The sequence below is a fragment of the Pseudodesulfovibrio tunisiensis genome (assembly GCF_022809775.1).
Classification (GTDB): Bacteria; Desulfobacterota; Desulfovibrionia; order Desulfovibrionales; family Desulfovibrionaceae; genus Pseudodesulfovibrio; species Pseudodesulfovibrio tunisiensis.
This window is the reverse complement of record NZ_CP094380.1, coordinates 3,034,654-3,055,648: the sequence shown is the minus strand read 5'-3', so window position 1 is coordinate 3,055,648 and position 20,995 is coordinate 3,034,654. Positions and strand designations below refer to the sequence as shown.

General features: G+C 60.1%; 23 protein-coding genes. 10 read left to right on the top strand and 13 right to left on the bottom strand.

Going from position 1 to position 20,995, the window contains the following annotated elements; all coding sequences use genetic code 11:
- Nucleotides 1–118: 118 nt before the first annotated feature.
- On the top strand, nucleotides 119–868 hold the full coding sequence (locus MPN23_RS14655) for an N-acyl homoserine lactonase family protein (RefSeq protein WP_243544949.1): 750 nt from the start codon (nucleotides 119–121) through the stop codon (nucleotides 866–868).
- Between the two features lie 80 nt (nucleotides 869–948).
- On the opposite strand, the gene MPN23_RS14650 is transcribed toward MPN23_RS14655, so the two are convergent.
- From MPN23_RS14650 to MPN23_RS14640, 3 genes are all read right to left on the bottom strand, one after another.
- Entirely contained in the window at nucleotides 949–1,467 is a 519-nt protein-coding gene (locus MPN23_RS14650) for a C40 family peptidase (RefSeq protein ID WP_243544948.1), read from the bottom strand.
- A gap of 8 nt (nucleotides 1,468–1,475) precedes the next feature.
- Nucleotides 1,476–2,033 (bottom strand): BON domain-containing protein, encoded by a 558-nt coding sequence (locus MPN23_RS14645; protein WP_243544947.1) that lies wholly within the window; start codon nucleotides 2,031–2,033, stop codon nucleotides 1,476–1,478.
- 465 nt (nucleotides 2,034–2,498) lie between these two features.
- On the bottom strand, nucleotides 2,499–3,407 hold the full coding sequence (locus tag MPN23_RS14640; protein WP_243544946.1) for an RluA family pseudouridine synthase: 909 nt from the start codon (nucleotides 3,405–3,407) through the stop codon (nucleotides 2,499–2,501).
- A gap of 148 nt (nucleotides 3,408–3,555) precedes the next feature.
- Between MPN23_RS14640 and MPN23_RS14635 the strand changes: the two genes are divergently transcribed.
- From MPN23_RS14635 to MPN23_RS14620, 4 genes are all read left to right on the top strand, one after another.
- Nucleotides 3,556–4,215 (top strand): PilZ domain-containing protein, encoded by a 660-nt coding sequence (locus tag MPN23_RS14635; RefSeq protein ID WP_243544945.1) that lies wholly within the window; start codon nucleotides 3,556–3,558, stop codon nucleotides 4,213–4,215.
- Entirely contained in the window at nucleotides 4,212–4,697 is a 486-nt protein-coding gene (locus MPN23_RS14630) for a type 2 periplasmic-binding domain-containing protein (protein ID WP_243544944.1), read from the top strand. Before MPN23_RS14635 ends, MPN23_RS14630 begins: the two co-directional genes overlap by 4 nt.
- Nucleotides 4,669–5,007 carry a hypothetical protein gene (locus MPN23_RS14625; protein ID WP_243544943.1) on the top strand — a complete coding sequence of 113 codons (339 nt, stop codon included), beginning with the start codon at nucleotides 4,669–4,671 and terminating at the stop codon, nucleotides 5,005–5,007. Before MPN23_RS14630 ends, MPN23_RS14625 begins: the two co-directional genes overlap by 29 nt.
- 85 nt (nucleotides 5,008–5,092) lie before the next feature.
- Nucleotides 5,093–7,033 carry a sensor histidine kinase gene (locus MPN23_RS14620; protein WP_243544942.1) on the top strand — a complete coding sequence of 647 codons (1,941 nt, stop codon included), beginning with the start codon at nucleotides 5,093–5,095 and terminating at the stop codon, nucleotides 7,031–7,033.
- A gap of 22 nt (nucleotides 7,034–7,055) precedes the next feature.
- On the opposite strand, the gene MPN23_RS14615 is transcribed toward MPN23_RS14620, so the two are convergent.
- Nucleotides 7,056–8,537, bottom strand: coding sequence for a PP2C family protein-serine/threonine phosphatase (locus MPN23_RS14615; protein WP_341540115.1), 1,482 nt, complete (start codon nucleotides 8,535–8,537; stop codon nucleotides 7,056–7,058).
- 184 nt (nucleotides 8,538–8,721) lie between these two features.
- On the opposite strand from MPN23_RS14615, the gene MPN23_RS14610 reads away from it, so the two are divergent.
- Genes MPN23_RS14610 through MPN23_RS14600 form a run of 3 tightly spaced genes read left to right on the top strand, consistent with a single transcriptional unit; the run spans nucleotide 8,722 to nucleotide 10,620 of the window.
- Nucleotides 8,722–9,321, top strand: coding sequence for a hypothetical protein (locus tag MPN23_RS14610; RefSeq protein ID WP_243544940.1), 600 nt, complete (start codon nucleotides 8,722–8,724; stop codon nucleotides 9,319–9,321).
- Nucleotides 9,322–9,323: 2 nt separating this feature from the next.
- Nucleotides 9,324–10,226 carry a hypothetical protein gene (locus MPN23_RS14605; protein WP_243544939.1) on the top strand — a complete coding sequence of 301 codons (903 nt, stop codon included), beginning with the start codon at nucleotides 9,324–9,326 and terminating at the stop codon, nucleotides 10,224–10,226.
- On the top strand, nucleotides 10,213–10,620 hold the full coding sequence (locus MPN23_RS14600; RefSeq protein ID WP_243544938.1) for a PqqD family protein: 408 nt from the start codon (nucleotides 10,213–10,215) through the stop codon (nucleotides 10,618–10,620). The genes MPN23_RS14605 and MPN23_RS14600 overlap by 14 nt, the downstream gene beginning before the upstream one ends.
- Here the strand turns inward: MPN23_RS14600 and MPN23_RS14595 are convergent.
- Nucleotides 10,617–11,273, bottom strand: a complete 657-nt coding sequence (locus MPN23_RS14595) for a TetR/AcrR family transcriptional regulator (RefSeq protein WP_243544937.1) — start codon at nucleotides 11,271–11,273, stop codon at nucleotides 10,617–10,619. The two genes, MPN23_RS14600 and MPN23_RS14595, sit on opposite strands and share 4 nt — an antisense overlap.
- Nucleotides 11,274–11,431: 158 nt before the next feature.
- Here MPN23_RS14595 and MPN23_RS14590 point away from each other — a divergent pair, with 158 nt between their 5' ends.
- Nucleotides 11,432–11,788 (top strand): DVU0772 family protein, encoded by a 357-nt coding sequence (locus tag MPN23_RS14590; RefSeq protein ID WP_243544936.1) that lies wholly within the window; start codon nucleotides 11,432–11,434, stop codon nucleotides 11,786–11,788.
- A gap of 15 nt (nucleotides 11,789–11,803) precedes the next feature.
- Here MPN23_RS14590 and MPN23_RS14585 read toward each other — a convergent pair whose 3' ends face one another.
- Both MPN23_RS14585 and MPN23_RS14580 read right to left on the bottom strand, forming a co-directional pair.
- Complete coding sequence (locus MPN23_RS14585) at nucleotides 11,804–12,892, bottom strand: lytic transglycosylase domain-containing protein (RefSeq protein ID WP_243544935.1); 1,089 nt, start codon at nucleotides 12,890–12,892, stop codon at nucleotides 11,804–11,806.
- A gap of 52 nt (nucleotides 12,893–12,944) precedes the next feature.
- Nucleotides 12,945–14,135: a PhoH family protein gene (locus tag MPN23_RS14580; RefSeq protein ID WP_243544934.1), complete on the bottom strand. Its 1,191-nt coding sequence runs from the start codon at nucleotides 14,133–14,135 to the stop codon at nucleotides 12,945–12,947.
- 255 nt (nucleotides 14,136–14,390) lie between these two features.
- Here MPN23_RS14580 and MPN23_RS14575 point away from each other — a divergent pair, with 255 nt between their 5' ends.
- The gene (locus tag MPN23_RS14575) at nucleotides 14,391–14,795 is read left to right on the top strand and encodes a type II toxin-antitoxin system HicB family antitoxin (protein WP_243544933.1); all 405 of its coding nucleotides are present in this window, start codon (nucleotides 14,391–14,393) and stop codon (nucleotides 14,793–14,795) included.
- A gap of 346 nt (nucleotides 14,796–15,141) precedes the next feature.
- On the opposite strand, the gene MPN23_RS14570 is transcribed toward MPN23_RS14575, so the two are convergent.
- The 6 genes from MPN23_RS14570 to MPN23_RS14545 form a co-directional block, all read right to left on the bottom strand.
- Entirely contained in the window at nucleotides 15,142–15,813 is a 672-nt protein-coding gene (locus MPN23_RS14570; protein WP_243544932.1) for a D-lyxose/D-mannose family sugar isomerase, read from the bottom strand.
- Between the two features lie 21 nt (nucleotides 15,814–15,834).
- The gene (locus MPN23_RS14565; RefSeq protein WP_243544931.1) at nucleotides 15,835–16,950 is read right to left on the bottom strand and encodes an ABC transporter ATP-binding protein; all 1,116 of its coding nucleotides are present in this window, start codon (nucleotides 16,948–16,950) and stop codon (nucleotides 15,835–15,837) included.
- Nucleotides 16,951–16,961: 11 nt separating this feature from the next.
- Nucleotides 16,962–17,837, bottom strand: a complete 876-nt coding sequence (locus tag MPN23_RS14560; protein WP_243544930.1) for a carbohydrate ABC transporter permease — start codon at nucleotides 17,835–17,837, stop codon at nucleotides 16,962–16,964.
- Nucleotides 17,830–18,732, bottom strand: coding sequence for a carbohydrate ABC transporter permease (locus MPN23_RS14555; RefSeq protein WP_243544929.1), 903 nt, complete (start codon nucleotides 18,730–18,732; stop codon nucleotides 17,830–17,832). Before MPN23_RS14555 ends, MPN23_RS14560 begins: the two co-directional genes overlap by 8 nt.
- A 79-nt stretch (nucleotides 18,733–18,811) precedes the next feature.
- Complete coding sequence (locus MPN23_RS14550; protein ID WP_243544928.1) at nucleotides 18,812–20,068, bottom strand: ABC transporter substrate-binding protein; 1,257 nt, start codon at nucleotides 20,066–20,068, stop codon at nucleotides 18,812–18,814.
- 195 nt (nucleotides 20,069–20,263) lie between these two features.
- Nucleotides 20,264–20,989, bottom strand: a complete 726-nt coding sequence (locus tag MPN23_RS14545) for an OmpA/MotB family protein (RefSeq protein WP_243544927.1) — start codon at nucleotides 20,987–20,989, stop codon at nucleotides 20,264–20,266.
- Between the last annotated feature and the right edge of the window lie 6 nt (nucleotides 20,990–20,995).

The window sequence follows — 20,995 nt, the reverse complement described above, 5'->3', positions numbered from 1 at the left end:
CGGTGTTTCCACCAGTTCCGAACCTTTTCGCGCCAGCCAGCCGAAACCTGCCGCGCTTGACATTCCCGCCCCGGTGAGCATTGTTCAAAACAAACCCTTCAACCACGAGGCAGGGCGCATGAGCACCTATACGATACACCCCATCGTCATGGGAACCAAGGTTTTCGACAAGGGCATGATGACCTACCAGCACGGGTACGGCGAGCCCTACACCATCCCCATCTATTCCTGGTACATGGAAGGCGGAGACAGGAAAATTCTGGTGGACACCGGGGAGATGCAGCCCATCGTATCCGAGGAACGGGAAAAGGCCATCGGCGGCAGGATATACACCTTTGAACAGGGGCTTGCCAAATACGGCCTCTCGCCCGAGGACATCGACATCGTCATCCACACCCACCTGCACAACGATCATTGCGAGAACGACTACAAGTGCGTGAACGCGCAAATCTACGTGCATGAAAAGGAGCTGGAGCACATCCACGATCCGCATCCGCTGGATTTCCGCTATCTGGAGGACTACATCGAGGATGTGGAGGACAACGGCCAGCTCGTGGTCGTGAACGGAGACACCGAAGTCGTGCCCGGCATCACCATGATCCACACCCCGGCCCACACCGAAGGCGGCATGTCCGTGCGCGTGGAAACCGAAAAGGGCTCGGTCCTGATCTGCGGTTTCTGCACCATTCTGGAAAACCTGTTCCCGCCCGTGGAAGTGCGGGCCATGGAAATGGAAGTCATTCCGCCCGGCACCCACATCAACGCCAATCAGGCCTACGACATCCTGCTCAAGGCAAAGGGCATGGCCGACCATGTCCTGCCCCTGCACGAACCCAAATGGGCGAGCATGGATACCGTGCCGGAATAGCGGCCAACCGAACCGAAACAAAAGACGCCCCGGCGGAACCATGGTTCCGCCGGGGCGTTTTCCCTGCGGGAAATGCCTGTTCAGAAAATGCGGCGCGCACCGATGTAGTGCTTTCGCCAGTAGGCGTTTGCCAGCGAGGATTCCATGACATGCCTGCCCGAACTCGGGCTGTGAATGAACGTGCCCCTGCCCGTGACAATCCCCACGTGCAACTGCTTTCCGGACTTGACCACCTTGTAGAAGACGAGATCACCGGGCTGAAGCGACTGCCGGGAAACCGGTCGACCGGCTCCGAACTGCTGCCATGAAATGCGCGGCAAAGCCACGCCGTGACTGCGGTACACGTACCAGACCAGCCCCGAACAATCGAATCCCCGAGCCGGAGAGTGCCCGCCCCAGACATAGGGCCGCCCGATCTGTGCATGAGCCGTGCGCACCACGGCCGTGCGTCTGGATGCCGACTGCGGCCTGGCACCGGGCGGGGCGGTCTCGATGTGTTGCCGACCTGCGCACGCAGCCAGAAACAGCAGCAGGCCCAGACATGCCGCACAGCAGGCCATCCGGGCAAAGACGCGGGGACGGTCGTGACGGCGAGCCATTCCGACTCCTAGCGGTTCACCGTGATGAAGGACTTGATTCCGCGCACGCCGGGAACGCTTGCGGCATGCGCCTCGGCAGCGGCCTTGGCCTCATCCGTGCCCACGATGCCGAGCAGCACCACGCGGCACTGAAGCACCTCGTAGTCGATGTTCGTGGACCAGATCGTGGAATCATTGACCAGCGCCTTCTTGAGCTTGGCCGAAATGTTCATGTTCCCGGCAGTGCCGCAGGTCGGATCGTCGCGTTTCGGCAACAGGTAGGTCGTCACCTCGCGCACGCCCTTCACGCCCCTGGCGATCTCCACGGCCCGATCCACCTGTTCGCGGCTCGTGTACTCGCCCACCACATACACGTGACCGAGATAGGTATAGGCGTCGAAATGCAGATACTCGACCAGTTCGTCCTCAAGAAACCGCTCCTCGATGATCGCGGACGTCTTCTTGTCCTCGGCCCACTGCCCGGGATTCCGCTCCTCCACGGCCACGTCGTACACGGCGCAGCCATTCAGCAGCAACAACCCGGCAAGCAGGGAAAAAACAAAGGCAAATCTCGAAAAGGCACGCATGATGGTCTTCTCCGATACTTTCTAGAGTTTCTCTAACCTACCGTGAAACCCGAATGCGCGCAAGACAGGGGCAAAAGGCAAGGCCTTCGGCGACCAGAGAAACTTTGATTCGGCCCGTCCCGGGCCTCACCCTTCGGGCGCAGCAAAGCCAGCGTCCAAATCCGCTGTCCTGCGGATTTGTCGTGAAAGTTTCTCTGGACTCTTCAAAACTTTTTGGCACTACGCCGCCTGTGAAGGATGGGGGAGCCTGTCCGATTCGTATGGCGGCGTAGGAAAATGCGGAAAAGCAAGTCTCTCTTTTGAAGCCACCCCGTTTCGAGAAATTGAAGAGGCCGGATGCATGTCCCGACAGGGCATGTATCCGACCTCTTCAATTTCTCGAAACATATGGGGATCCAAGGGGCCCTGCTCCTTGGCGGGTCCGGGCAGAGCCCGGCCCCCCGGGAGGGTCGCCGAAGGCATTCCCTATTCTTCATACAGAAGTTCGATGGCCTCGCGCAGGGCATCCGGGGGGACCATCCACTTGCCGGACCAGACCGGGGGCAGAGTGAGGGTCCGCTCGGGCAGCCGGATGGCGTAGCAGTGCAACCGCATGGGCGGTCGGCCGTGTTCACCGTATTTCATGTCCCCGGCAATGGGATGATTGCGGGAGGCGAGCTGCACACGAATCTGATGGGTGCGGCCCGTGAGCAGACGCACGGCCACCAGACTGTGATGCCGGCCCGAGACAAGTCCCATGACCTTGGCCAGCGCGGTCTTGCCGCGTCCGGTACGCACCTTCTGTCTGCCGGGCGCGCCCTCCTTCTGCATCCGGTCCTCAAGCAGGGTCACCCCGGGTTCGTCCCAACGGCCCTGCACCCAAGCGAGATACAGCTTGCCGACCTTGCCCGCAGCGAACAGGTCATTGAGTTCGCGCAGCACGTCGTAGGTTCTGGCAACCAGCAGCATGCCGGAAGTGTCGCGATCCAGACGGTGCGCCAGCGTGGGCGTGAATTCCGCATTCGGAAACATGAGCCGCAACCGTCCGGCCACGGAGTCGGTAATCCCGTCCCCGCCGTGGGCAGCCAGCCCGGCAGGCTTGGCCACGGCCAGAAGTTGATCGTCATGATAGGATATCTTCAAGGCCGGGGCATCCGCGGGAGCCACGGCCCGGGAATCGTTTCCGGGTTCGAACGGAGGAATGCGCACGGTCTGTCCCGCGTCCACGCGGTCGAACGGTTTCTTGCGTCCCTTGTCCACACGTACCTCGCCCTTGCGAATCCAGCGCATGATGGCGGAACGGGGAACGGACCTTCCGAGCCTGCGTTCCAGAAACTGAACCAGCTTCTGTCCGGCCTCGGCCTGACTGACTATGATGTTTTGTACCTTGGGCATGCGCAGGGGTGTATGCGTTTCCGTTACCGCGCGCAAGGATAACCCGACCGGGGCGGCGGAAAACCCGGATGCGGATTCTAACGGGATGGACCGCCCCTTTTGCCGGGCGTATGGTCATATTGGATCGAAAACCCTTTTCCGCGAGGCAATGCCCGTGCAATCCCTGGCCGGCCCCCGCATATTCGTGCTGACCGACACCCCGGAACCGTACGGCAAACATCTTTGCCGGGACGGAACCGAACCGGTGTACACGGACAACGTGCCTTCCCTGCTGGAATATCTGCGGGGAGTCGCAGTGGCCGGGCTGGTGCTCGAAATCGCCAAGGTCATGCAGGCCCAGTTGCAGGACAGGGACCGGCTGTTCGGTTATGCGGGCACGTTTCCCGTGCTGCGCAGCCGCATGCACCCGGAAACCGGGGTTGCCTTTCTGGATGACCCGGACTGCTTCTTCCGCAATCTGGACGCGGCGGCCGGAGAACACTGCCGAGGACACGCGCGCATATCCATGGTACTGGACTGCGAATTTTCCGGGGAAGACGATCCATTTCTGGCAAAGCCGGTACAGGCAAGCATCATGGATATCTCGCCGGGCGGCTGCTTCATCCGCACGGACAGGACTGCAAGCGATCAGCGATTCCTTTACCTGCGAGTGCCGGAACTCGGCAGCACGCGGCCCATCTTCTGCAACGTGCGCTGGCTCAAGAGCGTACGCGACAGCAAGGCCATGCCCGGCATGGGCGTGATGTTCATCGACATAACGCCTGACCAGGCAAAAAACATTTCGGCCCTGCGCCTGAAGGCATCATGATCAAAGAACAGCGCAGCAAGGTTGCCAACTCCCGGGGATTTCCCTATGCTTTCACAATGGGAGCAATTCGTGGAATGATCCGAATGGCCATGGCGGCCTGCCTTTTTCTGGCAACAGTGATTCCGGCCCGAGCCGAAGATCGGCCCGTGCGCATTCTTCTGGCACAGGCTCCGGGACTCGCCGAGCAGATCGATGGCAGCACGCAGGGACTGTATGCGGACACGGCCCGGGAACTGGCTCGCAAGGCCGGGCTGGAGGCCCGCATCCTTGCCGTGCCGGGATCGGAACTGTGGCAATGTCTGGAACAGGGCAAGGCCGACATGATCCTCGCCCCGCAGGTCGAGAATCTGACTTCTGAACGGGACCTCGGCCCGATACACACCGTGCGCACCGGAATCATCATGCGCAAGGACCGGCAGAAACTCAGGCTGCGCCAACTGCGCGGCGGACAGGGTGGCCGTGATCCCGGGCACCGGGCATGATCCCGGACTGAACGTCAGACAGAAATTCGCGGTCATCCGGGACAACGACATGATCCGGGCCATGAAACGGCTGGCGGCCGGAGAGATCGAATGCGTTGCCGGACCGCTGCCCGCATTGGATGCAGCCATGAAGGACATGGGCACGGGCCGCGCCATGCTGGGAACGCCCAGAGAACTCTCCCGGGTCCAGTTGCATGCATTCCTGCAAAGGAACGCGTCGCCAGCCCTTGTCGACGCCCTGACCCGGGCCGTGGAAAAACGTGACGCTTCAAGGCCCGCAACCAGTCTCTCAAATGATTATCTGTTATAATTCGGATGACACCCCACGACGACTGGTGTAACACGACTCCATTATCATTCACGAAATCAAACAATTCGTGCGATACGAAAAGCGTATGAACAACAAAGGCAGGCTGAAAAAGACGCGACCGTTCTTTTCCACCGGCAGGTCCATTTCCCGGGACCTGACGGCCAGCCTTGTGTTCATCGTTCTGCTCGTGGCCCTGTCCATGGGCGGATACGCCTATTGGGAACAGTCGCAGGAGATGCGCAATTCGGCCGAGGAAAAGGCCGAGGACACCATTACCAGCGTGGCGGAAATTCTGGCGGTTCCCATCTGGAATCTGGACTATGACAACGCCCGGCTCATCGGTTCGGTCTATACCCATGACGAAATGGTGCAGGGCATCCGCATCTACGGCTCACGCAACGAGGTGGTCTTTGCCCATGAAAAGTTCTCGGGCGCACAGGCCGACTTCAGCAAGGTGCGCAGCATCGTGTTCGAGGGCCGCACCATTGGCCGGGCCGAAATCGACTTCACGCTGGCGCGGCAGAAAAAGCTGCTCGACGAACAGCTCGTGGTCTCCAGCCTGATCATCGTGGTGGCCGTCTCCGTGATTCTGGCCGTGACCGGCCTGCTTCTGCGCGTGTTCCTGAACAAGCCGCTGGCCGTGCTCCAGCAGGGCATCGCCCGGGTGGCCAAGGGCGACTTTTCCTACGATTTCGGCGAAGTCTACCATGCCGAGCTTCTGGAGATAGCCAAGCGCTTCCGGCGCATGAGCTCGGAGATCGAGGCGCGCGAGAAAAAGCTTCAGGCCATGAACAAGACCTTGCAGGAGGCCGAGGAAAAGTATCGCGGCATTTTCGAAAACGCGATCGAAGGCATTTTCCAGGCCACGCCGGACGGAGTCCTGCGCCGCGCCAACCCGGCCATGGCCCGCATCTTCGGCTATGAATCCCTTGATGAGTTCCTTTCCAACGTGCGCAGCCTGAGCTCCCGGATCATGGTCAATCCGGACCGCATTCAGGAATTCTACGATCAGGTGCGCGAACTCGGACAGGTCAAGCGGTTCGAGGCGGAATACTACCGCAGGGACGGCAAGACCATCTGGACCTCCCTGAATGCCCGCGCCATCTACGACGATGCCGGGACCTTGGTGTTCATCGAAGGCATTCTCGAAGACATCTCGGAACGCAAGAAGGCGGAACAGGAGCTGGCTGAACTCAACCGGCATCTGGAACAGCTCGTGCGCGAACGTACCGAGGACCTCGTGAACAAGGCCCGGGAACTGGAGGAGGCCAACCAGCGACTGCGGGAACTGGATGAAATGAAATCCGCGTTTCTGTCCTCGGTCTCCCATGAACTGCGTACACCCCTGACCTCGATTCTGGGCTTTGCCAAACTCCTGAACAAGGAGTTCTCCAAGAATTTCATGCCGCTGGCCGGTGACGACAAGAAGCTGGTGCGCAAGGGCGAGCGCATTCAGGAAAACCTGTTCATCATCAGCCACGAGGGCGAACGGTTGACCCGGCTGATCAACGACGTGCTTGACCTGAACAAGATCGAATCCGGCCGCATGGGCTGGCGCGACGAACGGCTGAACATGGGTGAAATCGTGGACCTCGCGGTACAGGCGGTCAAGGGCATGTTCGCCCAGAACCCGGACGTGGAACTGATCATGGAAGTGGACTCGGGCCTGCCGGAAATCGAAGCCGACCCGGACCGCATGCAGCAGATACTCATCAATCTGCTGAACAATGCAGCCAAGTTCACGGAAAAGGGAAGCGTCACGGTGCGCGCATTTCCGCGCTTCGGGCAGGTACGGCTGGAAGTCGCGGACACGGGCATGGGCATCCATGCCGAAGACCAGAACCGGATTTTCGAGAAATTCCACCAGACCCGCTCCGACACCATGGAAAGCAAGCCCAAGGGAACGGGGCTGGGCCTGACCATCTGCCGGGAGATCGTGGAACACTACGGCGGACGCATCTGGGTGGAATCCGAAGTCGGTCAGGGCAGTACGTTCATCTTCACGCTTCCGGCCATCAACGCCTGATCCCCGCTTCCGTCGGTTTCACTCACGCCGGGTCATCGGCCCGAATCACCACCAGCGTCACGTCGTCCTCCTGCTCCCCGGCACCGCGGAATTTCCGCACGGCCAGGCTCACGGCATCCAGAATCTCCTGCGCACCGGCACGGGCATTGGCCCGAATGATCTCGCGAATGCGCGCATTGCCGAACATCTCGCCCTTGGCATTCCGCGCCTCCCATGCCCCATCCGTGCCCAGCAACAGCACCTGTCCGTCCGTGGGATAATCCATCCAGTGCTCATGGTACTGCCAGGATTCCTCCACGCCCAGCGGGATGTCCTCTCCGCGCAGTTCGCGAAACGAATCCGAGCCCGGGTCATACAGCAAGGGCGGCTGGTGTCCGGCGTTGATCCAGACCATGCTGCGATGCGCGGGGTCGAGAATCAGAAAGAACAGGGTCATGAACCGCCCTGTCTCGGTCAGATCCCGCGCCAGATGCCGATTGGCCAGCGAGATGTTCCGGGACGGCGAACCGGGCATGGCCGCGCCCTGCCGCACAACGGCCCTTCCCGCAGCCATGAGCAGGGCCGCGCCGATGCCGTGGCCGGACACATCGCCCACGGCCACGGCCAGCCGACCGCACTCGATGTCGTCGCACCCGATGAAATCATAGAAATCCCCGCCGGTTTCATCGCTGAACCGGCTGACCCCGGCAAGTTGCAGACCCGGCACTTCCGGAGGCGCATCCGGCAGAAAATGCTGCTGCACCTCCTGCGCGATGCGCAATCCCTCGCGCATGCGGGAACGGTCGCGCAACGCGCCGATCATGCGGTTCGTATGCCCGGCGATGAAGCCGAGTTCGTCCGTGGTGGCCACGGGCACCAGCCGGGTCAGGTCGCCGAGGCTGACCCGCTCCAGCACGCGGGTCTGATTGCGGAACAGCAGATTCAGATTCCGGGAATAGGCCAGCACCAGATTGATGACCATGGCAATGAGCAACCCCATCACGAACACGATCTCCCAGAACACGGCCTGCCCCAGCTCCCGGATGCTCTGCCGATCCGCAAGCCGCCCGGCCAGCCATTGCACGTCTCGGAACACCACCAGAAGCAGAATCACGGTGACCAGCAGCAGAACGCTAACCGAGACAAGGGAGAACCGCCGGGTCAGAGGGGTGAATCGTTCCGGAGGATCATAGATGGCGCCTCCGGCAAGGGCCTCGCGGATAACGGCCTGTTCGCGCCACAAGGACGCGTCCAGCCCGGCGAACACCCCCACGGTGAAGATGCCGAGCACCAACTTCATGCCGCTCTGCATCAGGGGGATATCGTGAAGAACAAGCATGATCAGGGCCGAGCAGCACCCGGCTGCGGTATACAGGGCAAGCTCCAGCCGAAACTGGGCCAGAGACCGGCGGCAGGAACGCCTCGGCACCACAAAGCGTTTCTCCAGAAAATCGCGCAGGACGTAAGCCACGGCCAGAGGCGCGAGAATGACCAGCCCGAGCTCCCAGACCGGGAGCGCTTCCAGCAGCGGTCAGACCTGTCCGGCGTACACCGTGCCGCCCAGAACCGCGAAAATGTAATAGGCCAGCGCCCGCATGCTTTCCCCCATGTTTTTTCGGCCGATCCCGCCGAAATGGACGGGCTGTCACAGAGTGTAAAATACCGATGCTTCGATGGACAAGTTTTTTTCAACACGGTAATATGGCGTCATGAAAAAAACATTCCTGCCCATCCTGCTGTGTCTGGTCCTGACGGCTTCAACGGCCCTGGCGGGCGGAGTACCGCGCAAGCTGGCCGTGTTCGAACTCGGCGAGTCCGTGCAGAAATATCTGGGGCACTGCCACCTCGACACCATCAGCCCCATGCCCGACGCTCCGTTTCTGACCGAAGCGCACATCAAGGGCGAGACCCTGCCCGGCGTACGCGGCGGCAGTCTGGTCTTCGGCAACTGCGTGCATCCGGAAAAGATTCTGCGCATCAAGATCAAGTTCGAGGACCGCAGCCAGAAGCTGTTCAAACGGCTTCTGAAGCTCTACAAGGAAAAGTTCGGGGATGCGCAGAACTGGCTGGGGGACCCGTTTCACAACGTGATCGCGTGGGAATGGGTGTTCACGGAAAAGGACGACACCGTGAACGTGGTGCTCATGTGGAGCCGCGACCCGGAACTCAGGCCCGGCGTATCCATCAAGATGACATGGCAGTCGAGGCTGGAGCAGGAATTCGACTGCTTTCAAAAGAAGCACAGGGAATCCCGGGGTGGCAAGGGCAGGAACGTCCGTCTGAGCCTCGGTGACTTCGTGCCCAGATAGCCATGGCTCGCATAGCCTGGAACGGAATCAGCCTTTCGCTGCCCCGGGGATGGGAAATCGCGGCTCTGGAAAAAAACGGATTTCTGCTGCATGCCGACCAGCGTCCGACCTGCGAGGTCAAGTGGGAGCAGATTTCGGGAGCGTTCTCCTTTGACAAGCACCTGAGAAAACTGGAAAGGGAATTCCGGGAAACCCGCCTCCAGCCAGTGGACAAGGGAGAGACGCCTCAGGTGTGGGCCGATGCGGTCACCCGACTGGAATGGTCCGGGCTGCGGCTTCAGAGCTTTTCCTGGAACACGGAATCCGAACGCGGACTTGGCGCGATCATCCACAATCCCGACACCGGGCTTGCCGCCCTGATCCAGTTCTTTCTTCACAAGGAGACGGATACGAGTCCTGCGGCCCGGGTCCTGTTTTCATTCCGGGATCATCTGGCCGGAAAGACCCGCCCATGGACTGCGTTCGGCCTGAACGCCAGATTGGCAGGAGACTGGCGGCTGCACGAATTCTCGTTTCACCCCGGCCACTTTTCCCTGCTTTTCCACCGTTCCCCGGACAACAGGGAAACTCCCGGAAAAAAACGCGGCACGTTCCTGCTGCTGCAACGCCATGCCCCGGCATCGGTTCTGCTGGAGAACAGCACGCTCGAACACTGGGTCCGCACAGTTCATGCCGAACTCCTGCCGAAACGTCAAAATCTGGAAACCGAACGGGAAACGATATCATGGGCCGGGGAAACGCTTGCTTCTCCGATACGCAGACTTCTGGGGCGGGACGAATTTTCCCGGGGACGGGTCTGGCTTCCCCCGGAAACAAGCGCCATACTTTCCGTGGCAGCCTACGGCCGCGTGAAAATCTCCAAACGCGAATTCAGTGAAATCTGTGATCGGTATGCAGTTGCGTAGAAAAAAAACGCCGCTCCCGGAATTCGATCGGAATCAGGCGCTGGACATGGTTCCGGTCCGCAACCGCGAAGTGACCGAAAACCATCTGGACTCCGGTCTGGTGCGACTGAACTACCCTCTTGCGCTCCGGCCCTGGTATGCGCGCATTGCGGCGCGGGCCGGACTGTGGGACGGTGCTCCCCTGATCAGAAAACTGGAGCTGGACCGTCTGGGCACGTTTGTCTGGGAACGCATCAACGGCGCGGATTCGGTGCGGGACATAGCCTCGGCTCTGGCCGCGCACTTCCAGTTGCAAAACCGCGAGGCGGAACTTTCCACTGCCGCGTTTCTCAAGACCCTTGGTCAGCGCGGCATCATCGGCATCCGCCGGGTCGAATCCGAAAACGCGGACTAGTTCAGGGGCGAAGGATCGGGCAATCCCACTTCCCTGCAACAGGCCCGCGTCACCTTCCACGCAATGTGCTCGTAGAAATCCGGGGGCAGTTCCTCCAGCCCGAGGTCGAGCTTGGCCATGTCCCGCGCGCTCACGTAGTACAGGAGCTGCGACCACATCAGGGTGTGGCAGAACACCGCCTTTTCCCGGGCCATTTCAATGCCGGCGCGCTTGAGAAAGGCCAGCATGCCGTTCTCGAAAATCATGAACCCCTCAAGCAGGGTCCTGTGCAGGATCGAATCGCGACCGAACACGGTCTGCACGATCAGGTCGGACTGCGGGATGAACTCCTCGCGCGCGGTTTCCAGAAACAGCGTGCGGATGATCCCGAACATGGCATCGGAAACAGCCTGCCTGTCGGAAAAGTCGATCTTGGAATGGATGTCGAACAGTTCCTGATAGTTGAGCCCCCGCTCCAGGGAATAGGTCACCACTTCCCGGTACAGGTTCTCCTTGGACTCGAAATGGTACATCACGGTGTTCAGGGAGACTTCCCCTTCCCGGGCCAATTCCCGGATGCCCACGCCATCACGCCCCTTTTTCGCGAACTTTTCCAGGGCGATATCCAGCAGCTTTGCCTTGGTAGCCTTTCCGTCGCTCCGTTTCGGCTTCACGCTTTTCCCCTTCTTTCAAAGGTTTTACTTGTACACAACGTTCGATACGAAACCCAGCCGCATCATCCTTTTCATGTTTCCCTGTTCCGGTCTGGACCATATTTTTCCATGATGCTATTATTATATCAGGTCCAATCCCTTGCTCAAAGGAGAAAAGCATGAACAACGAAGACGTCAACGCCTGCAAGCAGTGGCTCAACGAAGTGAACTGGGACATGATTCACGAGGACGCCATCACCATGTATCTGGAATGGGGCAACAACAACTACCGCGACGCCATGCGCGCCCCGGTGACCCGGAGCGGCGAGTATTCCATCTACTTTGCCATCGACACGTGGGAAGAACCCAAGGTCGTGCTCATGCGCATGGACAACTACGGTTCCACCGTGCTCTGTTCCAAGAAACTGCCGCCCGATCTGGCCGCGGACCTGAAAAAGGACATCGGCGGCATCAAGGGCATTCTCGAACTCACCCCGGCCATCAAGGAATGGCTCATTGCCGAACTGGAAGCCTGACGCGGCCCGGCTTCATCACTTCATGATCACCAGCTTCTGTCCCGGGTGTATCGTGCTCCTGCGGTGCATGCCGTTGAGCTTGAGCAGCCGGGACAGAGGCATTCCATGCTTGCGGGCAATGGCGGACAGTGTGTCGCCCCGCCGCACGGTATAGCTCTTGCCCCGATACGAGGCACGATACTTCTCGATCAGCGGCTGGAACCGTTTGGCAAAATTCCTGGCCGCGCCCTCGGGCAGAAACAGGGAATGATCCCCGCCCGGCACCACATCGTCCAGAAGCTGGGGATTCAGGTCCTTGATCCCCTTGAAATCCGTTTTTGCAGCCTCGGCAATCACCACCACGGGCACGGTCCATCGGGTCTTGAGCCGCACCCGGTCGAACCGGATCGGCGGATAATGGTCCCGGGGTTCGAGCCGGAATCCGAACCGGGCCGGATCGGACAGAATGATCTTCGCGGCAATGGCCCGGAGCATGTAGCGCTGGGTTTCCAGAGGCAGGTGCAGCCGATAGTAGTTCGACACCTTCTGCTGCCTGACGCGCCTTTCCAGCCCCTTTTCCCCCATGTTGTACGCGGCGCAGGCCATGGTCCATGACCCGAACATGCCGTACAGATCGCGGAAATACCGGGCAGCGGCCCGGGTGGCGAAATGAAAATTGCGCCGGTCGTCGATGTACCGGTTCACGGTCAGTCCGTAGTTCCTGCCCGTCGAGCGGATGAACTGCCAGACCCCGCGCGCACCGGCATGCGACCCGGCGTGGGACAGGAGCGCACTTTCGATCACGGCCACGTACTTCAGGTCCGAGGGCAGTCCGGCCCCGGAAAACACCCTTTCGATATGCGGGAAGAACCGCGTGGAACGCTTGAGATACAGGATGATCTGAGCGCGGTCCCAAAGCATGAGCAGAAGCTCCTTTTCAAGACGCTCGCGCACCTGCGAATCCTCCAGAGGGACCCGCTCGCCGCAGAAGGTCAACGGCCCCCGGATGCGTATGGCGGATTCCAGAGACGGAAACGCGGCCGGTTCCAGCGGGGTCGCCCGAACCGGCAGAGCCGAAAACAGTACGAATCCCGCAACCAGCGGGATCAGAACGCGCCGAATCATGTACCAATCCTTGGACGCGCCACACCGGGAATTCCGATGTGGCGCGGATTTTCTAGAGTTTCGCCTTGAGCACGATGTCCGTGATGGGCCCGCGCGAACGGTCGCCCTTGAGCACCATGTGCGCGTAATTCCTGAACCCTTTCAGTTTCTTCACGGTCCAGTTCAACCCGTTGTTGGACTCGTTCAGGTACGGGTTGTCCACCTGCCGGGTATCGCCCAGACAGATGCACTTCACGCCCTCACCCATGCGGGTGAGCAGCGCCCGGGTCTCGCCCCGGGACAGGTTCTGCATCTCATCCACGATGACCACGGCGTTTTCGATGTTCATGCCCCGGAGAAACGCCACGGGCTGAATTTCGAACCGTTTGGGATTCAGGCTGAGATTGTCCGCGCCCGGGTCCTTGAAGACACGATTGGCGCTGCGGACGTCGTGCAGCTTGAGCAGCAGGTCCTGCACATACTTGATGTACGGCAGCATCTTCTCCTCGATATCCCCCGGAAGATACCCCATTTTCGCGCCGATTTCCACCACGGGCTTGACCAGATATATCTTGCGGAACACATTGTCCTTGCGCTCCAGAGTCAGATACAGGGCCGCAGCCAGGGACAGAAACGTCTTGCCGTATCCGGCCTCGGACTGAATCGACACCAGATCGATGTCTTCGTCCAGCATCAGTTCGAAGGCCAGATTCTGATACACGCTGCGTGGCCGGACTCCCCAGACCTCATGCGTGTAGTTCACGGGTTTGGGACCGCCACTGCCATGAAACACGGGCATGCCGCTTTCCCAGGTGAAACTGTTGGGAATCACGGTCTCGCCGTCCTCCACGAATCCGGTGTACCGTTGCGACTCGGACCGGAACGGATCGGAATCCCGATACTCCTCGCACGGAATGCCGTGGCATCGAGCCTTGATCTGAAGGATGCGATCATTGGTGATCAGCATGGCCTGTTCCGGGGCCATGTGCATGATCTCCTTGAGAATGCGGTCATCCATCCATTCGTCGGTCAAAGTGACCGCAAATTCCGGCGCCAACACATTGATGTTTTCGTCATGCAGAATGGCGCGCACGGCCTGTGACACGACATGGCCGATGCGCGGGTCCTTTTTCAGGCCGTCCAGTTCGGCCAGAACCGTGTAGGGAATGTAGATCTGGTTGTCCTGCCCGTTTCTCAGGGCAGCAATGGATTTCGGATTTTCAATGAGGACGTTGGTATCGAGGACGTAATGCTTTTGTGCCATATCCCCCGTCCGGTTTTGGCGTTGCGAGGCTCGGTCTTCCCCTGTCGCGTGGAAACGGATCAGCCGGGCGTATCCATGGAACCTCCTGCTTTGGCGCGCATGATAACCATGTCCACTTTTCATGAAAATGTCTAGATCGAACTCTGGCACAGTCCGTTATTTTCCGCATGGCGAACAGGTGACGATCGGCGCGTTTGCAGGTAGAAGGCTGTTACCCGGCATGTGCCGGTCAATCGACCAAAAGGAGAACCTTCCATGAAATACATCGCTGTCCTTGAACAGGAAAAGAAAGGCGTTGCCGTGACTTTCCCGGATTTTCCGGAATGCGTGACCTTTGGCGCAAACGAGGAAGAAGCCGTGGACATGGCGCATGAGGCTCTGGCCATGTTTGCCGAGCTTCAGGCCGAATCCGGTCAGGAGCTGCCCGCACCCATGTCCCCGGATGAAATCCGGGAACTGCCCGAGACCCGAGGCAACAAGACCATATCCGTGGAAGTGGCCGGAGACGGCTCGGATTTCGAGACAGTGGAAGTCACCCTGCACGGCCACCTGCTCGACCGCATCGTGCGCTATGCCGAATCCTACGGCGTCGACCCCGCCGATTTCCTCGCCGTGGCCGCGCGCGAAGCCATGCGCAACGACGTGTTCGGACAGGAATAGGAAGAGGCCTTCGGCGACCCTCCCGGGGGGCCGGGCTCTGCCCGGACCCGCCAAGGAGCAAGGCCCCTTGGATCCCCATTCTGTTTCTGGAATTTGAAGAGGCCGGAAGCATGCCCTGTCGGGACATGCTTCCGGCCTCTTCAAATTCCAGAAACGGAAAAATCCAAAAAAAAAGTTCTTCTTTTGCTTGTCCGTTTCCCCTGAATCACTTTCATCGACAGGACAAGAAGGACTGTTCCGCAAGCCACTACGTCGCCATGCAAGCGGGGCAAGTTGCCTCATCCTTCACAGGCAGCGTAGCGCCATGAACCCCGATCGCCAAAGGCTCTCTTCCGTTTTTCTCGAACTACACGTAGTCGGGGTAATCCGTGCACAGCAGGTGCAGCGGGGCCTCGTCCTCCTCGATTTCCGGGAAACGGGGCATGGGGTTGAGAAACCGGTTGTCCGTGTTGTCATCGTTCACGGACGAAACCTCGCCGACCAGCACGTGGCCCTTGCCCTGTTCGCCGTAGAAACGATGATACATGCCACGCTCAAGGGTAATGGATTCACCCGGGACGAGCACGACCTTGCCGCCCGGTTCCACCACGCGTTCCATGCCGTCCACCTTCACGGCCAGAGGCTGGTCCGAGAGCTGCTCATCCCTGTCCGAGCCGTACAGCTCGATGACCAGATTGCCGCCGCCCCGGTTGATGATGTCCTCCATCTTGGTCCAGTGGAAATGCATGGGGCAAATCTGGGCCTCGCGCACGATCATGATCTTTTCCGCATACGGTTTGGGATGGCCCGTGGCCATGTTGCCGTTGCGGATGGTGAACAGAATCAGACCGCGATGCTCGAAATCGCCCTTGCCGTAATCCGTGAGATCCCAGCCGAGCTGATTGGCAACCACCTCGGTGTCGCCCCTGCCCTTCCAGTCCTCGGGGGACCAGAACGCCCATGTCGGCAGATGAAACTGATGTTCCGCAAGAAACGCCTTGGCCTCGCGGATGTATCCATTGATTTCGCTACGCTTCATTGTACTGTATTCTCTTGCTTTTTATTTCTTGTCCATTCGAATCCCGGTCTCGGGATCAAAGAACAGGGGCTTGGTTGCGTCAAAGGCGAGACGCATGGTCTCCCCGGCCTTTCCGGCATAGTCCGGACAGGAACGGCACACGGTTTCCACCCCGTTCACGTCAACATGAATCAGGGTATCCGGGCCAGTGGGTTCCATGACATTGACCGTGCAGTCCACGGCAACGATGTTGTCCCAGCTCGCCATGCCTTCCTGCATGTCCGTGAAGCTCTCGGGCCGGATGCCCATGATTGCCTTCATGCCCGGGGCAAGCCGACCTTTTGCCTGCACCGGAATGCGGAAGGTCTGGCCCGTGGAATTGGTCAACGGGGCAGCAAGCATGCCGCCCTCGCCCTGCTCCAGCGTCACGGGGATGAAATTCATGGACGGCGAACCGATGAATCCGGCAACGAACAGGTTGCTCGGGTCCGAATACACCCCGGCCGGGGTGTCGAACTGCTGCACGATGCCGTCCTTCATGATGGCGATGCGGTCGGCAAGGGTCATGGCCTCGATCTGATCGTGGGTCACGTACACGATGGTGGTACCGAGCCGCTGATGCAGCTTCTTGATCTCGGTGCGCATCTCCACGCGCAGCTTGGCGTCGAGGTTGGAAAGGGGTTCGTCGAACAGGAAGATCAGGGGATCGCGGGCAATGGCGCGGCCCATGGCCACGCGCTGACGCTGGCCCCCGGAAAGCTGGGACGGCTTGCGGTCCAGCAGATTGTCGATCTGAAGAATCTCGGCCACATGCGCGATGCGCCGCCTGATCTCGTCCTTGTCCATCTTCCGGGTTTCCAGACCAAAGGACAGGTTCCTGCGCACGGTCATGTTGGGATAGAGCGCATAGGACTGGAACACCATGGCGATATCCCGATCCTTGGGCGGCACGTGATTGACCACGCGATCCCGGATGCGGACTTCGCCCGAAGTCACGGTTTCCAGCCCGGCAATGAGATTCAGGAGCGTGGACTTGCCGCACCCGGACGGGCCGACAAGCACCAGGAATTCGCCCGGTTCAATGGCGATATCAATGCCCTTGAGCACCTCCACGGAGCCAAAGGACTTGCGAACATTGTCAATGACGAGGGATGCCATACCGTATCCTCTTATCCTTTCACGGCACCGGCCGTCAGGCCGCGCACAAAGTATTTTCCGGCCACGAAATACACGAACAGGGTGGGCAGGGCCGCGATGATGGCCCCGGCCATGTCCACGTTGTATTCCTTGATGGAGCTGGATGTGTTCACCAGATTGTTCAGGGCCACGGTCACGGGTTGTGTTGCGCCCGTGGAGAAGCAGACGCCGAACAGGAAGTCGTTCCATATCTGCGTGGTCTGCCAGATGATGGAAACCATGAAAATGGGCTTGGAAACCGGGAGCATGATCTTCCAGAAGATGCGAAGGAAACCGGCCCCGTCGATCCTGGCCGCATTGACCAGCTCCGTGGGCACGCCAACGTAGAAATTGCGGAAGAACAGGGTGGTGAAGGCCAGCCCGTACACGGTGTGCACCAGCACCAGTCCCCACATGGATTCGGACAGTCCCAGAAGTCCCAGAGTCCGGGCCATGGGCAGAAGCACCACCTGAAAGGGAATGAAGCAGCCCAGCAGCAGCATGGCGAAAAACGCGTCGCTGCCCTTGAACTTCCACTTGGCCAGCACATAGCCGTTGGCCGCGCCCAGAAAGGTGGACAGAAGCACGGCCGGAATCACCATGCGGATGGAGTTCCAGAAAAAGCCCTTGATGCCCTCGTTGGTCACGCCGATGGTGGCATAGCCCCATGCCTTGCGCCACGGCTCGAAGGTGACGTCGTGCGGCAGGGAGATCAGGGTTCCGGTACGAATCTCGTCCAGCGGCTTGATCGAGGTGAGCAGCATCACGAAAAACGGGGCCAGATAATAGAGCACGAACAGGCCGAGCACCGCGTAGATTGCGACACGGGCAGCGGTTTCGCCCGGAGTTCTTGCGGCGACGCTAGGCATGGCGCTTCCTCCTGAGTTCGGAATAGAGGTAGGGCACGATGATGGCCATGACCATGAAGAACATCATCATGGAACTGGACGCGCCAAGAGCCAGCCTGCCCCGGCTGAAGGCATAGGCATACATGAACGTGGCGGGCAGGTCCGAGGAATAGCCCGGACCGCCCCGAGTAAGCACCACGACAAGGTCGAAGCTCTTGATGGCGATATGCGTCAGAATGATGAAGGAACTGAAAAACACGGGCCTGAGCGTGGGAATGATGATCCTGCCATAGATGCGCGGCAGGCTTGCGCCGTCCACCTGCGCGGCCTTGATGATGGAATCGTCGATGCCGCGCAATCCGGCAAGGAACAGGGCCATGACAAACCCGGACGACTGCCAGACCGCGGCAATGACCACGGCGTAGATGGACATCTCGGAATTCACCAGCCAGTCGAAGGTGAACGAGGTCCATCCGGCCTCGCGCACCAGCCGTTCGATGCCCAGACCGGGATTCAGAATCCACTTCCACGCCGTGCCCGTGACCACGAAGGACAAGGCCAGGGGGTAGAGGTAGATGGTCCGGATGTATTCCTCGGCCCGAATCTTCTGGTCCAGAAATATGGCCAGCATCAGGCCGACGCCCGTGCAGATGGCGATGAAGAGAAAACCGAAGACCAGCAGGTTCCGGCAGGCCACGTACCAGCGCTCGATGCTCCACAGTTTCACGTACTGGGCCAGCCCCACGAAGTCGTACGACGGCAGAAACGTCGACTTGGTCATGGAGATGTACAGGGTCCAGAGAATGAAGCCGTAGATGAAGATGACCATGGCCACGAAACTCGGGGCGACCACGATTCTGGGGAGCGCGCCCTCCAGCAGGGAGAAAAAGTTGTTCGGTCGTGCGCTTTGATTCATTGGGTTCCCAGGCCCGCAGGGGGGCCGATCTTGCGGAAAAACAGGGAGGGCGGGATTGTTCCCGCCCTCCTGAAGGTCATTACATCTTGGCTTCGGCAACGGCCGCGGCAAGCTGCCTTGCGCCGTCCGCAGCGGACGTGTCGGAATTGAAGAAGTTGGTGATCACGTCGAGCATGGCACCGCGAACAGCCGGGGAAACAGCCATTTCATGAGCCATGGACGGCATGAGGCCGCCGCTCCTGGCAGTGGCTTCGAACGCCTTGATCGCGTCCCTGGCAACCGCGTCGAACGCGTCCTCGGGAATGCCGGAACGCACCGGGATGGAGCCCTTGTTCACGTTGAACACGATCTGGAAGTCCGGGGACAGGATCAGGCGGGCCATGGCCTTCTGCGCGGCCTGCGCATCCGGATCGCTCACGCGGAACATGATGAAGGAGTCCACATTGAACAGGAACGCGTCATCAGTGCCGAAGACCGGAACTGCAAGGTAGTCCTTGCCCGGCTCCATGTTGGCGGCGGTAAACTCGCCCTTGGCCCAGTCGCCCATGAACTGCACGCCGGCCTCGCCCTTGATCACCATGGCGGTGGCAAGGTTCCAGTCGCGGCCCGGGGCATTCTTGTCCGTGTACTGCTTCATGCGGCCGAACATCTCGAAGACCTTGACCATGGTGTCGCTGGCCAGCGCCTTTTCATCGGCCTCGATCATGGCCTTCCTGTAGAAATCGTTGCCGCCCACGCTGGCGACCAGGGATTCGAAGGCCGTGGCTTCCTGCCACGCCTGTCCACCCCAGGCAATGGGGGTCATGCCCGCCTGCCTGATCTTTTCGCAGGCATCGAAGAATTCATCGGCAGTGGTGGGAATCCTGGCTCCGGCCTTCTTGAACACGGCCGGATTGATCCACATCCAGTTGATGCGGTGCACGTTCACCGGCACCGCGACCCAGTGGCCTTCGTATTTCATGATGTCGGCCACAACGCCGGGCACCATGGAATCCCACTTCTCGGCCCTGGCAACGTCGTCCAGATTGGCGAGTACGCCGAGTTCGGCCCAGTCCTGAATCTGGGGGCCCTTGACCTGTGCTGCGGTCGGCGGATTGCCGGACACGGCGCGGGACTTCAGGGCGGTCATGGCATTGGAACCGGCTCCGCCCGCAACAGCGAAGTCCTTCCAGGAATGCCCTTCCTTCTGAAGCATCTTCTGGAGTTCCTGAATGGCAGCGGATTCGCTGCCCGAGGTCCACCAGTGCAGCACCTCGACTTCGCCAGCAAACGCGCTGGCAGCAAACATGGTCACAGCGGCAATGGCCGCAAGAAGCAGCCTGAGCTTCCGAATCATCCTCATACCTCCTCCACTCGCGTGGGATACCGGGATTGTGTGTTGAAACGCGGTTGTCCGCTTTGCCACGATTTCGGGGCGCCTCCACACCCGTTGACGCGGCGACGGCTTTTTTAGACGTTTTCGCGCCATTGGGCAATGTTTCGGGTCGATAATTCAGCTTTTTCAGCCCCAAACAGGCCTTTCCGCCGGAAATCAGTGGGAAATCCGGACAAAAGCCGGTTTGACCAGAATCACGACCCGGCGGTTTTTCGACTGGTTGTCGGGAATGGCCTTGCCCGCCTTGTCCTCGTTCGGAGCAAGGGGACGGGTATCGGCCAGCCCCATGACCTGAATGTCGTCCCCGGGAAATCCATGCTCGATGAGATACCTGGCCACGGAAGAAGCACGGGCCGAAGAGAGTTCCCAGTTGGAGGGGTATTGCGTGGAGTGGATGGGCAGGTTGTCGGAGTGGCCTTCGATGGTCAGACGGTAATGGGCCTCGGTGAGTGGCCCGGCAAGACGACTCAGGATGTCCATGGCACGCGGGGTCAGGGTCGCGCTGCCCAGATCGAAGAACACCCCGCCGCGCAGATTCACGGCCACGGCATCGGGCCGCAGCTTCAGGGAAATGGCCGGAGCCTCGCCGCCGATGAGCCGGGCCAGTTCAAGTTGCAGTTCGAACAGATTCTTCCCCTGCCTTTCCGGCATGGTCCCGTCCTGTTCGGCAGGAACGGCCCGAGGAGTCTTCTCCTTGCCGCTCATGGCCGAGGACAGTACCTCGGACATGGTGGAATACCGGGCCGGGTCCACCTCGGCCACGGAAAACATGAGCACGAAGAAACAGAGCAGCAGGGTCATCATGTCGGCCAGCGTGAGCCGCCAGCCGTCGGGCTGCTTCGGGCGTTCGGTTCTGGGGATGAAGCTGCCGGTCACGCGCATGGTTCG

Excerpts from the sequence above, each read along its gene's own strand:
- MPN23_RS14545 (WP_243544927.1), bottom strand. The coding sequence starts at position 20,989 with ATGCGCGTGACCGGCAGCTTCATCCCCAGAACCGAACGCCCGAAGCAG.
- MPN23_RS14605 (WP_243544939.1), top strand. The coding sequence starts at position 9,324 with ATGGCTCGCATAGCCTGGAACGGAATCAGCCTTTCGCTGCCCCGGGGA.
- MPN23_RS14555 (WP_243544929.1), bottom strand. The coding sequence starts at position 18,732 with ATGAATCAAAGCGCACGACCGAACAACTTTTTCTCCCTGCTGGAGGGC.
- MPN23_RS14650 (WP_243544948.1), bottom strand. The coding sequence starts at position 1,467 with ATGGCTCGCCGTCACGACCGTCCCCGCGTCTTTGCCCGGATGGCCTGC.
- MPN23_RS14600 (WP_243544938.1), top strand. The coding sequence starts at position 10,213 with ATGCAGTTGCGTAGAAAAAAAACGCCGCTCCCGGAATTCGATCGGAAT.
- MPN23_RS14635 (WP_243544945.1), top strand. The coding sequence starts at position 3,556 with ATGCCCGTGCAATCCCTGGCCGGCCCCCGCATATTCGTGCTGACCGAC.
- MPN23_RS14580 (WP_243544934.1), bottom strand. The coding sequence starts at position 14,135 with ATGGCACAAAAGCATTACGTCCTCGATACCAACGTCCTCATTGAAAAT.
- MPN23_RS14590 (WP_243544936.1), top strand. The coding sequence starts at position 11,432 with ATGAACAACGAAGACGTCAACGCCTGCAAGCAGTGGCTCAACGAAGTG.
- MPN23_RS14645 (WP_243544947.1), bottom strand. The coding sequence starts at position 2,033 with ATGCGTGCCTTTTCGAGATTTGCCTTTGTTTTTTCCCTGCTTGCCGGG.
- MPN23_RS14585 (WP_243544935.1), bottom strand. The coding sequence starts at position 12,892 with ATGATTCGGCGCGTTCTGATCCCGCTGGTTGCGGGATTCGTACTGTTT.
- MPN23_RS14655 (WP_243544949.1), top strand. The coding sequence starts at position 119 with ATGAGCACCTATACGATACACCCCATCGTCATGGGAACCAAGGTTTTC.
- MPN23_RS14610 (WP_243544940.1), top strand. The coding sequence starts at position 8,722 with ATGAAAAAAACATTCCTGCCCATCCTGCTGTGTCTGGTCCTGACGGCT.
- MPN23_RS14620 (WP_243544942.1), top strand. The coding sequence starts at position 5,093 with ATGAACAACAAAGGCAGGCTGAAAAAGACGCGACCGTTCTTTTCCACC.
- MPN23_RS14630 (WP_243544944.1), top strand. The coding sequence starts at position 4,212 with ATGATCAAAGAACAGCGCAGCAAGGTTGCCAACTCCCGGGGATTTCCC.
- MPN23_RS14575 (WP_243544933.1), top strand. The coding sequence starts at position 14,391 with ATGAAATACATCGCTGTCCTTGAACAGGAAAAGAAAGGCGTTGCCGTG.
- MPN23_RS14560 (WP_243544930.1), bottom strand. The coding sequence starts at position 17,837 with ATGCCTAGCGTCGCCGCAAGAACTCCGGGCGAAACCGCTGCCCGTGTC.
- MPN23_RS14550 (WP_243544928.1), bottom strand. The coding sequence starts at position 20,068 with ATGATTCGGAAGCTCAGGCTGCTTCTTGCGGCCATTGCCGCTGTGACC.
- MPN23_RS14640 (WP_243544946.1), bottom strand. The coding sequence starts at position 3,407 with ATGCCCAAGGTACAAAACATCATAGTCAGTCAGGCCGAGGCCGGACAG.
- MPN23_RS14570 (WP_243544932.1), bottom strand. The coding sequence starts at position 15,813 with ATGAAGCGTAGCGAAATCAATGGATACATCCGCGAGGCCAAGGCGTTT.
- MPN23_RS14565 (WP_243544931.1), bottom strand. The coding sequence starts at position 16,950 with ATGGCATCCCTCGTCATTGACAATGTTCGCAAGTCCTTTGGCTCCGTG.